The following is a 13,509-nucleotide window of genomic DNA, read 5'->3' on the forward strand; positions in this document are numbered from 1 at the left end:
TGAAGTAGCTCCGGCCGTACGGAGCAGCTCTCCGCCGTTGCCGCTGCCGGCCCCTGACGAGGGGCCGGCGGCTTTTTGGGCGATGCCGCTTTTTGGGCGATGCCGCCGGGGACCCGTGGTGGCTGCGCGGAGTCCGGTGAACTTCCGCCCGGTGACGGCGACTTGCGAAGGTCTGGAGTGAGGCGGCCGGGGGAGGGGCAGGGCTGGCTACGGTGGGCGGGTCGGTCGGCTCAGCGGGTCGGTGGGCCGTTCTCGTCCCGATGCGCCGTGCCCGGCACCGTCATACGGCGTACCCCGCACGTAATTCGACCGCCGACCCGGGAAGCCCCGAGGAGCCCTGCCATGACATCCGCCACCCAGCCCGCCTCGGTCAAGCCGTTCGCCCCGGTCCCCGGCGAAGCGACGCTGGACCGAATATCCGCCGTCCGTCTCTCGCTCGTACGGCTGCCGCTGCGCACCCCGGTCAGCGACGCCAAAGTACTGACCGGACGCCAGAAACCGCTGACCGAGGTCGCGTTCCTCTTCGCGCGGATCAGCACCGAAGGGGGCCACGAGGGCCTCGGCTTCAGCTACTCCAAGCGCGCGGGCGGCCCCGGCCTCTACGCCCACGCCCGGGAGATCGCCGCCGAGCTGATCGGCGAGGATCCCAGCGATACCGGCCGGCTCTGGCAGAAGCTGGTCTGGGCCGGCGCGTCCATGGGGCGCAGCGGGCTGACCACCCAGGCCGTCGCCGCCTTCGACATCGCTCTCTGGGATCTCAAGGCGCGGCGGGCGGGGCTGCCGCTGGCCAAACTGCTTGGCGCCCACCGCGACTCCGTGCCCTGTTACAACACCTCCGGCGGGTTTCTCTCCGCGCCACTGGAGGAGGTCCTGGAGAACACCGGCCTCGCGCTGGCGCGGGGGATCGGCGGTGTCAAGATCAAGGTGGGCCAGCCGGACACCCGGGCCGATCTGCGGCGCGTCGAGGCCGTACGCGAACGGATCGGCGACGACGTGCCGTTGATGGTCGACGCCAACCAGCAGTGGGACCGCGCCACCGCCGCCCGTATGGGCCGGGCCCTGGAGGGATTCGGCCTGACCTGGATCGAGGAGCCGCTGGACGCGTATGACGCGGAGGGCCACGCGGCCCTGGCGGCGCGCCTGGACACCCCGGTGGCCACCGGCGAGATGCTCACCAGTGTGGCCGAGCACACCGGTCTGATCATGGCCGGAGCCGCCGACTTCATCCAGCCCGACGCCCCGCGCGTCGGCGGTATCACCCCCTTTCTGCAGATCATGGCGCTCGCCGACCACAAGTGCCTCGGTATGGCACCGCACTTCGCGATGGAGATCCATCTCCATCTCGCCGCCGCCTACCCCCGGGCCACCTGGGTCGAGCACTTCGAGTGGCTGGAGCCTCTGTTCAACGAACGGCTCGATGTGCGCGCGGGACGGATGTCCGTACCGAGCCGCCCCGGACTCGGTCTCTCCCTCAGCGATCAGACCGCCGCCTGGACGTCGGAGGAGACAACTGTCGTTTCCTGAGGCGTGGTTGCCCGCCGCCGTTGTGGGACTCACAATGCGCATGACAAATCCGAAGCACCTTCGGTCACAAGAGGGGACCCCACATGAAGAAGCCTCTCCTCGGCGCGCTCCTGGCCGTCCTGCTCCTCGGAGCGGGAACGGCGCCCGCCATGGCCACCGGCCATGACGCGGTGGCGCAGCGCACGACGGCCGCCACGACAACCGACACCACGTCCCAAGTCGGTATCCAGGCCGTCGACTTCGCCGGAACAGTGGCACTCAGCAACTGCTCGGGATCCGTCGTACGCACACCCGCGTCGCTGCCCAGCGACCCCGCCCTGGTCCTGTCCAACGGCCACTGTCTGGAGACCGGCTTCCTCGGCCCCGGCCAGGTCGTCGTCAACCGGGCGTCCACCCGTACCTTCACCCTGCTGAACTCGGCGGGCACCGGTGTCGCGACCCTGCGCGCCAGCAAGATCGCGTACGCGACGATGACCGACACCGACGTCTCGCTGTACCAGCTCACCAGCACCTACGCCCAGATCCAGAGTTCGTACGGGATCAACGCCCTGGAACTGAACACCGTCCGGCCCGTCCAGGGCAGCGCCATCAAGGTGGTCTCCGGCTACTGGAAGCGCATCTACAGCTGCAACATCGACGGCTTCGCCTATCAGTTGAAGGAGGCCGACTGGACCTGGAAGGACTCGGTCCGGTACACCTCCGCGTGCAACACCATCGGTGGTACCTCGGGCTCGCCCGTGATCGACAACACCACCGGCAAGGTCGTGGCCGTCAACAACACCGGCAATGAGTCCGGCGGCCGCTGCACCCTCAACAACCCGTGCGAGGTCGACCAGAACGGCACGGTGACGGTGCGTCAGGGAATCAACTACGCCCAGGAGACATACGGCATCGTGCCGTGCGTCGGCTCGGGCAACCAGATCGACCTGAGCCGCTCGGGCTGCGCTCTGCCCAAGCCGTAACGCACGCACGAAAGCGGCGCCGCCGGGACGACCGGTGGCGCCGCTTCCGTTCGTGCGCTCGTACGTTCGTACCGCCCCCTCCCGGAAGTCGAGGAAATCGCCGGTCGGTGTTCTGGGACAGTTCCCCTGACCTGGGCCGGTGACCGCCCGGCCGTCCGACTGCCCGACCGCCCGACCGAAGAGGGAGCCGTTGTGAGTGTGGAAGCCGATGCCGTGTCAGAGTCCCGCGCCGCGCGGCGGCCGGAGCGGTGGCCCCGGCGGATCGTCGTGGTCGGTGTCTCGGCCGCCGGGCTCGCCGCGGCCGAGACCCTGCGCCGGGAGGGCTTCGACGGTGCTCTGACGCTCATCGGCGACGAGCCCGGGGTTCCCTACGACCGGCCGCCGCTGTCCAAGCACATCCTCCGGGGCGACTGGCAGCCGGACCGCGTCGCGCTGCGCACGCCCGAGGCACTCGACGCCCTCGGCCTCGACCTGCGCCTCGGGGTACGGGCGACCGGACTCGACCTCGCGGAGCGGACGGTGGCCCTCGCGGACGGCGGCTCGGTCGCGTACGACGGCCTGGTCATCGCCGCCGGGGTACGGCCGCGGCGGCTGCCCGGCGACACCGAGGCTCTCACGGGTGTCCATGTGCTGCGGACCCTGGACGACGCGACGGCCCTCAGGGAACGGCTGGCGGCGGGCCGTCGGCTGGTTGTGGTGGGCGCCGGGTTCCTGGGGGCGGAGGCCGCCGCCGTGGCCCGGGGGCTGGGCGTGGATGTCACGCTCGTGGAGCCCGCGCCGGTGCCGCTGGCGCATGCGGTGGGGGAGGAGATCGGGCGGGTGCTGGCGCGCGCCCATCAGGATCACGGCGTCGCGCTGCGTGCCGGAACCGCCGTCGCCGGGCTGGTCACGGACGCCGGCCGGGCCGTCGGCGTACGGCTCGGTGACGCGAGCGTTCTTCCCGCCGACGACATCCTGGTGGCGATCGGCTCCCGGCCCAACACCGAGTGGCTCGAAGGCAGCGGACTCACCCTCGGCGACGGGCTGGTCTGCGACCGGTACAGCGCCGCCGCCCCCGGGGTCTACGGCGCCGGTGATGTGGCCCGCTGGTACAACCCGCTGTTCGGCACCATGATGCGGATCGAGCACCGGACCAATGCCGCCGAACAGGGCATGGCGGCCGTCCGCAACCTGCTGCGCCCCGACGCGCCCCGTCCGTACGCCCCTGTCCCGTACTTCTGGTCGGACCAGTACGACATGAAGGTGCAGGCGTACGGGTATCTGCGCGGCCACGAGGAACTGGCGGTCGTCCAGGGCAGCCTTGCGGAGCGCCGCTTCCTCGCCGCGTACCGTACGGGCGACCGGCTGGCCGGGGTGCTGGGCATCGGTATGCCGCCCAGGGCGATCCGTCCCTGGCGCGCGGCGGTCGCGGCGGGGACGGGGTGGCGGGAGGCCGTGGAGAAGGGGGCGGAGAGGGCGGCTGAGAGGGTGGCGGACACGGTGGACGCCTGAGTGGCCGGGCGGCCCGGTGGCGCGCGGGTGGGTGCGGTGGCACGGGCGGGCGCGAAGGCACGGTAGGCGTGGGCTTGGCCGTCGGGCCGATCGGGCGCGCAGGGCCGGTGCTCCGGTGCCGGTCAGAGGCCGGGTGCGCCCCAGACGGGGAACCAGTGCGCCAGGTCCGGTTCGATCCGTAGATCGCTGCCGAGCACGGCCCTCACCTGGAGTTCACGCTGATTGTCGCGTTTCTCGGTGCTGCCGGGCAGCGGGGCGAACGGATAGAAGGTGCCGCGCTTGTAGAGGTAGACCAGCGCCAGGGGCCGCTGCTCCATATCGCGGAAGCTCAGCAGCGAGCAGAGGAGCTGAGGGCCGAACCCGCCCTCCTCCAGCAGCGAATTGACCGCGTGCAGATCGTTGACCAGGGAGGCCGTGTCCTCGGGCGGCTGCCGGACGAGCAGCCAGGTGTAGCCGTACGAGTCCTGGCTGAACTCCACGGGATGCCCGGCCCGGCCGGAGTCCGCGTCGAGCAGCTCCCGTACGTCCTCCCTGACCCGGGCGAAGCCGCCGCCCTCGACGCCAGCGAAACAGACCGAGCCCCGTCCCGTGGGCATGAATCCGGCGCCTGCCTGGAGGGTGAGCGCCGCGGAGGGGAGGGCGAAGAGTTCGTCGAGATCGGGGCGGACCGGCTTGCTCCGGCCGAGGATGGTGTCGAGAAGACCCACGGGACCAGCTCCTCACTCGATTCGGGTCGGTACGGCGGCGGTACGGTCGCTCAGTGGCTCAGTGGCTCAGTGGCTCAGTGGCTCAGTGGCTCGGCCTGTCGGCTCAGTGGCTGAGCCTGTCGGTGGCCTCGCCGGTCACGGGCGGGCCAGTTCGGTGGACAGCCGGGCGAGCTGGTCCAGCCGCTGCTCCAGCGTCGGGTGCGAGGAGAACAGCCGGCCCAGGCTCTCCTTCGAGGCGAACGCCGGGACGAAGTAGAAGGCGTTGTACGGCTCCGCCTTCCGCAGATCCCGCGTCGGAATCCGTGCCATCTGCCCGCTCACCTTGGTCAGGGCCGAGGCGAGCGCCGAGGGGCGCCCGGTGAGCAGCGCGGCCGAGCGGTCCGCGGACAGCTCGCGATAGCGCGAGAGCAGCCGGGTCAGCAGAAAGCCGACCACATACACGACTGTGCTGACCAGCGGAATCACCATGATCATCAGGCCTGCGGGGCCGGCGTTCCTGGCGCTGTTCGACAGCCCGCTGTAGAGCGCGAAGCGGGTGACCAGACCCGCCATCACTCCGAGGAAGGAGGCGATCGTCATGACCGCCACATCCCGGTGCGCGACATGCGACATCTCGTGCGCCAGGACACCCTCCAGCTCCTCGGGCTCCAGCCTGCGCAGCAGCCCGGTCGTCGCGCAGACCAGGGCGGTGCGTTCGCTCCGCCCGGTGGCGAAGGCGTTCGGTATGTCGCTCTGCGCGATCGCCACCCGTGGTTTGGGCATGTCGGCCAGGGCGCAGATCCGGTCGACGGCGCCATGCAACTCGGGTGCCTGCTCCGGGGTGACCTCGCGCGCGCCCATGCCGAAGGCGGCGATACGGTCGCTGAACCAGAACTGCGCGATGAAAAGCACACCTGCGAAGATCACGATGATGGGCCAGAACTTGCCCAGCACCGCCAGCAGCACACCGACCAGGACCACGTACAGCAGGCCGATCAGGAACATGGTGGTCACCATGCGGGTGGTCAGCCCGTGGTCCTGGGTGTAGCGGGACTGTGCCATCGCTCGCCTCCATTGACGTCGCTCTCCTGCTATTTTCCTCCTTTCCCGGCGAAACGGAATAAGCGTGAGATATGGAGGGTGGTGACGGTGCAGGGGCGCGACTGAGCCCGCCCATGGGGACTCCCACGCCGTCCCGCCGGGCGCGCGCGGTGGCGCACTGCCGCACGCGGGGGTGCTCGGTGTGCCCCTGGAAGTGCTCCCTTCGATGGCGCATTCCGCGTTCCTCACCGCTTTGGACGGGCATTGTGGTGTGGGTGATGACGCCAGGAGGAGGCAGTAGATGATCCGGGTCCACGTCGTGCACCATGTGAGTCTTTTCCGCTCGGCTCTCGTGGCGCTGTTACGGGCCGAAACAACCCTCGACGTGTCATCGGCGCCCGGACACACGCCATTCCGCGGGGCATATGTGGTGCCGCCCCAGGTATATGTCGCCGATATCGACTGCCTGAACTCTCCGGGATATATCGACAAGACGGTGTCCGCCTACGGTGACCTGGGCCAGGGGCCTGGTCTGCTCGTTCTTGCCACGGTGCGGAAACCGGGAGCCTTGCGTAGGGCTTTTGACGCGGGAGCTCTCGGGTATGTGAACAAGGATGGTGAGCCGAGACGATTGGTGGAGGCCATCCACCGGGTCGCCAGAGGAGAGCGATTCATCGACGAATCGCTCGCTTTCGATTTCGTTCAGGCCTCGAAGATGCCGATGACACCGCGTGAACTGAGTGTTCTCGCGCTGGCGGCCGAGGGTGCGCCGATCGAGGAAATCGCGCGGTCCCTGCACCTTTCCAAGGGGACGATACGTAATTATCTGGCGGCCGCGATAAGGAAAGTCGGCGGACGCAACCGCCTGGACGCGGTCCGGATATCCCAGGGCGCGGGCTGGCTCTGACCTGCGGTGAGTCCGGCCCGGTGGATCAGCCTGTCAGAGGGTCGGCCGGTCAGTGGGTCAGTGACTCAGCCACTTGGCCAGTCAGCCGCCCGTTGGCTCAGCCACTGCCCCAGTGGCCCATCAGATCGCGGTAGAGAGCTGACCCGGCCAGGAGCTCCTCATGTGTGCCGAAGGCCGGCCTGGTGCCGTCCAGGACAAGGACGCGGTCCGCCCGGCGCGCGGACGACAGCCGGTGCGCGACCACGATCAGAGTGCCGGGACGGGCGGCCAGAGCGCGTTCCGCCCGCTCCTCCGCGACCGGATCGAGATGACAGGTGGCCTCGTCCAGAATCATCAGCGGCGCGGCGGACAGATAAGCACGGCACAGGCAGAGCCACTGGCGCTCGCCCTGTGAGAGCCTCGCGGGTTCGATCACCGCGTCCAGCCCGCCCAGCCGGCCGATCAGACCGCCCAGCCCCAGTGCGTCGACGGCGCGGCTCAGCTCGGCGGACGAGGCCTCGGGCCGCAGATGCAGCAGATTGTCGCGGACGGTGCCGGTGAATACGTACGCCTGCTGCGGTATCAGTACGCGGCGCTCTGCCAGTTCCTCCGCCCGCAGCCCCGATACGGGCTCTCCCGCCAGCAGCACGGTGCCCCGGCCGGGAGCCAGCAGTCCCGACATGACACCCGCCAGAGTCGATTTGCCGATACCGCTCGGCCCGACCACCGCGATGTGCTCACCCCGCTCCACGGTCAGACCGAACCGGTCCAGTACGGGCGGTGCTCCGGGACCGTACGCCAGCGTCACCGACCGGATCTCCACCGCGGGCGGCGGCGCGGTCCGCGCCCCCGACGGGCCGATCCGCCGGAACCGGACCGTCCCGGTGCTGCCGCCCACGACCGGGGGAGCGCTCACCACCGGGGGAGCGGGGGCCGCTGCCGGCTCCGCCGTCCGGTCCTCGAACCGTTCCAGCACAACCAGCAGCCGGGTGCCCGCCGCCCCCAGCGCGGTCATCAGCGTATGCAGCGCGGGCAGCAGCGCCTGTACGAGATAGACGAGCGCCCCCATCAGCGCCCCCGCCGTCACCCCTTGCCGGAGCAGCCAGGGAGCGCAGGTCAGCAGCAGGATCACCGGTAGCTGCCCGGCCACCCCGAGTGCCAAGGTGCGCACGGCCGCCCAGCGCGCCAGCGCATGCGCCGCGCGCGCCCCCGCGTCGATGAGCCGCTCCGTGCGGACCCCCACCTCCGCCCCCGTACCGCAGGCCGCGATGTCGCGCAGTCCGCCGCCGATCGCGCCGACGCGGTCGGCGAACGCCTCGTCGGCGTCCAGGAACGTACGCTGGGCCACGGCCATCGGCCGCAGTATGGCGAGGAAGAGCAGCAGCCCCAGTGCCAGCGGCGGTACGACCACGAGCAGGAACAGCGGCGTGAGCGCCAGCAGCCCGGCCAGCGCGCCCAGGAGGGTGAACACAAAGGACCGTACAGTCAGGACGAGCCCCGCGAAACTGTCCCGCACGATCTCGGTCTGATGGGTGAGCCGGGAGACCGCTCCGCCGTCCGCGCGCGCCGGTTCCGCGACCGCCCGGCGCAAGGACTGTGTCACGGCCCGCCGGACCAGGGCGTCCCTCAACGGTTCGACGAGCAAGGACAGTTGGGCGAACACACCGCGGACGAGCGGGCCGCCGGCCAGGATCGCCACCGCCGCCACGCCCAGCCATGCCAGGCCGGATCCCGTTCGCCCCGCCAGAAAGCCGCGGTCCAGGGCCCGTGCCAGACAGTAGCCGCCGAGAAAGGTCTGCGCGGACTCCAGCAGCGACCAGCCGGCCAGCCTGAGCAGAACTCCCTTTCTGCGCAGCAGAAAACGGCGGGCCCGGGGGAGGAGGCCGCTCGGCGTCCCCCGGGCCGCGCCGGGAGCCCGGCCGGTCGTCTCGGACGCCGTCACCGGCCGGGCCGTTCCACGGGGGCGTCCGCCGGACGCCCGGTTCCGTACGGTACGAAGCCGGCGGGCGGCGCCGGATGACCGCTCGCCACCTGCCCGGGCGGAGTGAACACCTCGCGGTAGGCCGGGAGTTGCCACAGCTCGTCATGCGGCCCCACCGCTCGTACCCGTCCCTCCTCCAGCCAGATCACCAGATCGGCCCGGACCGCCGAGGAGAGCCGGTGCGCGACGATCAGCCGGGTGCCCGCGCGGACATCGTGGTCGAGGGCGCGCTCCACCTGGCGCTCGGTGGCCGTGTCCAGGCTGGAGGTGGCGTCGTCGAGGATCAGCAGCCGCCCGGCGTGCGCGAACGCCCTTGCCAGACCGAGCCGTTGGAGTTCGCCCCCGGACAGCGGCGCCTCGCCTGGCGGCGTGTCGTACCCGTGCGGGAGCAGCCGTACGAACGCGTCGGCGCTCGCCGCGCACGCGGCCGCCCGTACCCCCTCCGGGGACGCCCGCTCGGTGCCGCACGCCAGGGCCTCACCGAGGGTGTCGCCCCACAGGACCGGCCGTTCGAAGGCATAGCCGGTCTCGCGGCGCAACTCCCCGTGCGCCAGGGCGGGCAGAGGCACGCCGTCCAGCAGTACGGAGCCCTCGTCCGGATCGGTGAGCCGCCCGGCGACAGCGGCGAGGGTGGACTTGCCCGCTCCCGAACGCCCCACCACCGCCGCCGAGACGCCCCCGGGAATCGTCAGATCCACACCGGAGAGCAGGACGCGGCCCTCGCGGACGACCCGGACCCCGCGCAGTTCGAGCCTGCCCGGGCCGCCCGGTGGCAAGGACGCGGCGCCGTGGGCGAGCCGGGGCAGGGCCAGCAGCTCGGCCACTCTGCGGGCCGCCGCCCTGCTCCGTACCAGCGAGCCGAGGAACCCGGCCGCGGCGCCCACCCCGGCCGCCAGCGCCGCGTACCGGGAAGCGGCCAGCAGGTCGCCGACACTGATGGCACCGGCGGCCAGCCGTACACCGCCGACCGCCAGCACACCCGTGGTCAGCAGCGGCATGAGGACACCGGCGCGGGCCACGGCCCGCCCGTGCACACTCCACATCCGCCGTCCCTGGACGGCGAGTTCGGGCAGCGGAGCGAGGATACGGGCCTGCTCGCGCTCCGTCGTACCGGCGGCGGCGATGGTCCGTGCCCCGGCCAGCGCCTCGACGAGCCGGGACGCGATGGACGCCTGCACCCGCTGGTACCGCGCGACACTGTCGGAGGAGCCACGGGTGAAGGCGCGCAGCACCAGGAACAGGACCGGCAGACCGGCGAGGAAGACCACGGCCGTCCAGAGGTCGATCAGGAAGAGCGCGACGATTCCCCCGGCCGGGGCGAGCAGCGACGCCGCGAGGGCCGCGGCGGTCACGGGCGCCGTACCGGCCTCCGTCGCGTTCGCCGAGAGACGGGCCGCGATGTCGCCGGGGGAGAGGCGGGCCGCGTGCCCGGGCGGGGCCGCGAGCAGCCGCTCCAGGGCTCTGACCCGCAGCAGCGCGGTCGAGCGGGCGCCGGCCGTACCGCTCAGCAGAGCCACCACGGCGTCGAGGAGGACCTCCGCGGCGATGGCGGTGGTACAGAGGATGAGCCAGTGAGCCACTCGGCCACTCTCGTGGTCCAGCAGCAGGTCCAGGGTCCGGCCGACGGCCGCGGGCACGGCGAGCGACGCGGCGGCCGAAGCGGCCGAGCAGAGGAACACGGCCGCGGTGCGGCCGGCGCTGTGCCGGGCCGCGTCGCGCAGCGGACGGGGGCCGGACCGCGCCGCCATGAGCGGTGCGCCACGGTCGCGGCCCCCTTCGAGCGGGTGGCTCTCCCGGAGCGGAGGGGGTTCCCTGCGCGGGACATCCATCGGGGCGGGATCCTCCTCCGGTCCGGAGCCTTCAGACGGCCGGGGTCGCCGCCTGACAGGTCCCGGGCGGCGGACCGCCCGGGACCCGGACATCAGCTACATCAGTTACAGGTGACGACGCTCAGGCTGCTGTCACCGCAGAGCAGCAGGCTCGCGCGGCTGGCCGTGGCCACATCGCCGGTGGCCTCTTCCTTCGGGATCTCCAGCGACTGCAGGTCGAGAAGGGTCATGACAGTTCCTCTCATTCATGGGGACGGTGTGCTCTGTTTCGGCTCCCGACGGGAGCCGGCTCTAGGGCCGCCGGAGCGGCGGGAGGAAGGGCAGCCGTGCCGGGCGGTCGCCCGACGCGGCGGCCAGTGCCAGCAGACAACCCGCGGTGCCGGTCGCGAGATCCATCGACAGCCGCATCATCTGCTCGCCGGGAAAGGCCAGTTGGCCGCGGTAGGCCATGGCGTGCCAGGAGAGGGCGTCCATCTGGCGGCGTACATCGGCCGGTCCGGTACCGGGGCCCGGCGCGGTCGTACGGCTCAGATACAGCGCCATCCCGGCCGCGCCCCGGAAGAGCCCGGGCTGCGCGTAGAAGGTGGCCTGTGCCGCCCGTACGATCTCACCGCGCGCCCACTCGAAGGCGTCGTCGGCGCGGTGTGCGAGATAGTCGTCGAGGACCATGCCGATACCCACGCTGCCCGCGCCCAGATAGGGCATGGTGCGCCAGCCCTCGTCGACCTGGAGCGTGCCGTCGGGCGTCTGTTTGCAGCGGGCCAGATCGCGCCGCAGCGCGTCGGCGGCGAGGTCCAGCAGCGCGGAGTCGTGGGTGCGTTCGTAGAGGCGGATGAAGAGCAGCGCGATGCCCGCGCCGCCGTACAGCAGTCCCGCGCGGGACAGCCGCGGACCGCCCGGTAGCGTGGCCGGACCGCCCTGTACCGCGGTGGCGGCCAGCTCGGCGCAGCGGAGAGCCGCGTCGTACAGCGCCGGTTCTCCGGACACCGCCGCCAGCTCGTCGAGCGCGAGGCCCAGTCCCGCGGCCCCGCCATGGAGATCGGGTGGCAGGGACTCCCATGACTGATGCAACGTCAGATCCATTAATTCCAGGGCGCGTTGCTCATGACCGAGCCGGTTCAGCGTCCAGGCGAGCCCGGCCAGACCGTCGTAGAAACCGAGCGGAGTGCCCGAGTCCGGCTCCTTCGTCCGCAGCAGCAGCCACTCCTCCGCCGGAACACACCGTCCCGCGCCGCTCTCCGCCAGCGCGTACAGCACCCCCGCCGCGCCGTAGCCGAACGAGAGACCGCCGCTCGCCGTCGCGAACTGGGCGATGTCACCGGGGAAGAAGCGGTCCTCGCGCTCCGGCGACGCCGAGGCGAGGATGGCGTTCACCATCGAGTCGCGGCTCCTGGGCCAGTCGGCGGGTTCGGCCGGCAGATACGCCCCCGTGGCACGCCCGTCACCCACCACCACCGGACGAGCGGCCGACTCCGGGCGGGCGTCCGACGGCTCCCGCAGTATCTCCGCCACGGCCTCGTCGAGAAACGCCCGCTCCACCGGGAACCGTGCCGCCACCACCTCGGCGAGATGCGTGGCCTTGGCCCGGTCGACCGCGAAGAGACTGGTCAGCGGAATGAACAGGGCCAGCCGCAGACAGGCCAGCGCATAGCGGTCCACATCGAAGCCGCGCCGGCCCGCCGGGGCCACGAACCCCGGATGGGCCACAACCTGGCGGGCGTTGTCATCGGCCGCCGCGGCGGCCTCGAAGTCGAGCAGCACCACGGACGACTCGTCCTCGGAGACCATGATGTTGAACAGATGCAGATCGTTGAAGACCACCCCGCGCTCGTGCACCGCCTCGACGGCCTCCTCCACCAGCCGGTGGATCCGCAGCGCCCAGGCGGTGTACGAGGCGAGCCGCCCGGCGTCAGGAGCGGCCTCGATCAGCGGGTGGCGGCGGGCGAAGAAGGTGTTGAGGGGGCTGCCCTCGATGTACTGGAGCACCAGGAAGTGATGGTCGCCCAGGGTGAAACTGTCGAGCACCTCGGGAGTGCAGGCCAGCCCCGAAAGCCTTTCCAGCGCAGTCTGTTCGCGCTTCAGCCGCGTCACCGCGTCCGCGCCGTCGGCGGCCAGACCGGCGTACGGCCGTGCCTCCTTCAGCACGACCCGCTCGCCGGTCCTGTCGTCGCGCCCGGCGTAGACCCCGCCGCCGTTGGAGAAGTGCAGGGCCCGCTCGATGGTGTACGGCAGACCGGCGACGGTCATGGCGTCGCGCGCCGCGAGATGCGGCAGGAGAAAGGCGGGCGGAGTGACCCACTTGGGTATCCGGAACACGGGATCCCGCAGGTCCGGGACCAGCCGCCCGTCCGAGTCCTCGACGGCCGGGCGGAGTTCGCCCGCGGCGTCGTAGCAGTTCCGCCGGGTGAAGCTGCCGTAGCGGAGATGGACCGGGCCCCGGCCCCAGCGCAGATCGCTCAGGATGTACGGTCCCGGCTCGCCCGCCAGCAGTGCGTCCAGCTCCGCAGCGATCACACCGCACCGCTGGTCGTCGGCCGGGTACACCGTGATGAACTTCCCGCTGGCGGCGCGGTCGGCGTATTTGGCGTTGCGCGTGTGCAGCAGATGGCGGCTCGGTACGAACTTGAAGGGGATGCCGCGCGGCACGCAGTAGCCCATGACCCGGTCCAGGACGGATTCGGCGTTGTCCAGACAGGCCGAGACATGGATCTTCCAGCCCTGGGCGGGCAGTTGGCAGCCGTCCGGGTGCCAGGCCAGCCAGTCGCCGGCGCGGTGCCGCTGCCAGCCCGCCGGGGCCGGCTGCCGGGCGGCCTCGTACAGCGCCCCGCGCCCGGTGCCACCGGTGACGGCTCCGGTGCCCCCGGCGGACGACAGCCGGTGCGGGGCGTCGTAGAAATGCCGGTCGGCATCGCAGAATGCCGCGTATCCCTCGTTCACGAGCGCCTCCCCCTCGGCCGTTGACCCGCTCACCGTGTCATGGCCGTGGAAGGGGGAGACAGTCGCCGATGTCATGTCCGCGGTGTGGACTCCGCACGGAGGAAGGACCGGCGGACCACTCGGGTCCGCCGGTCCCCCGTACCGGTGCTCGTACCGCCGGAGCGACTACCGC

Annotated in this window: 10 protein-coding genes; 4 read left to right on the forward strand and 6 right to left on the reverse strand. The window is 71.5% G+C overall.

What is annotated here, in order from left to right; all coding sequences use genetic code 11:
* Positions 1-342: 342 nt before the first annotated feature.
* The 3 genes from KQY30_RS33005 to KQY30_RS33015 all read left to right on the forward strand — a co-directional run bounded on the left by KQY30_RS33005 (position 343) and on the right by KQY30_RS33015 (position 3,977).
* Complete coding sequence (locus tag KQY30_RS33005; protein WP_217310198.1) at positions 343-1,524, forward strand: mandelate racemase/muconate lactonizing enzyme family protein; 1,182 nt, start codon at positions 343-345, stop codon at positions 1,522-1,524.
* 83 nt (positions 1,525-1,607) lie between these two features.
* Positions 1,608-2,486 (forward strand): trypsin-like peptidase domain-containing protein, encoded by an 879-nt coding sequence (locus KQY30_RS33010; protein WP_217310199.1) that lies wholly within the window; start codon positions 1,608-1,610, stop codon positions 2,484-2,486.
* Between the two features lie 213 nt (positions 2,487-2,699).
* On the forward strand, positions 2,700-3,977 hold the full coding sequence (locus tag KQY30_RS33015) for an NAD(P)/FAD-dependent oxidoreductase (RefSeq protein WP_254407437.1): 1,278 nt from the start codon (positions 2,700-2,702) through the stop codon (positions 3,975-3,977).
* A gap of 122 nt (positions 3,978-4,099) precedes the next feature.
* Here KQY30_RS33015 and KQY30_RS33020 read toward each other — a convergent pair whose 3' ends face one another.
* On the reverse strand, positions 4,100-4,684 hold the full coding sequence (locus KQY30_RS33020) for a hypothetical protein (protein ID WP_217310200.1): 585 nt from the start codon (positions 4,682-4,684) through the stop codon (positions 4,100-4,102).
* Positions 4,685-4,819: 135 nt separating this feature from the next.
* Complete coding sequence (gene htpX, locus KQY30_RS33025; RefSeq protein ID WP_217310201.1) at positions 4,820-5,725, reverse strand: zinc metalloprotease HtpX; 906 nt, start codon at positions 5,723-5,725, stop codon at positions 4,820-4,822.
* A 280-nt stretch (positions 5,726-6,005) separates the two neighbouring features.
* Between htpX and KQY30_RS33030 the strand changes: the two genes are divergently transcribed.
* Entirely contained in the window at positions 6,006-6,611 is a 606-nt protein-coding gene (locus KQY30_RS33030) for a response regulator transcription factor (RefSeq protein ID WP_217310202.1), read from the forward strand.
* 97 nt (positions 6,612-6,708) lie between these two features.
* Here KQY30_RS33030 and KQY30_RS33035 read toward each other — a convergent pair whose 3' ends face one another.
* The 4 genes from KQY30_RS33035 to lanKC all read right to left on the reverse strand — a co-directional run bounded on the left by KQY30_RS33035 (position 6,709) and on the right by lanKC (position 13,337).
* Complete coding sequence (locus tag KQY30_RS33035) at positions 6,709-8,532, reverse strand: ATP-binding cassette domain-containing protein (protein ID WP_217310203.1); 1,824 nt, start codon at positions 8,530-8,532, stop codon at positions 6,709-6,711.
* Entirely contained in the window at positions 8,529-10,400 is a 1,872-nt protein-coding gene (locus KQY30_RS33040; protein WP_254407438.1) for an ABC transporter ATP-binding protein, read from the reverse strand. The genes KQY30_RS33035 and KQY30_RS33040 overlap by 4 nt, the downstream gene beginning before the upstream one ends.
* A 101-nt stretch (positions 10,401-10,501) precedes the next feature.
* Positions 10,502-10,630: a SapB/AmfS family lanthipeptide gene (locus tag KQY30_RS33045; RefSeq protein WP_217310204.1), complete on the reverse strand. Its 129-nt coding sequence runs from the start codon at positions 10,628-10,630 to the stop codon at positions 10,502-10,504.
* Positions 10,631-10,691: 61 nt separating this feature from the next.
* A complete protein-coding gene (gene lanKC / locus KQY30_RS33050; protein WP_217311450.1) occupies positions 10,692-13,337 on the reverse strand; it encodes a class III lanthionine synthetase LanKC in 2,646 nt (881 codons plus the stop codon).
* Positions 13,338-13,509 lie beyond the last annotated feature (172 nt).

This window comes from Streptomyces sp. GMY02 (assembly GCF_019056675.1).
In the GTDB taxonomy this organism is placed as follows: Bacteria; Actinomycetota; Actinomycetes; order Streptomycetales; family Streptomycetaceae; genus Streptomyces; species Streptomyces odonnellii.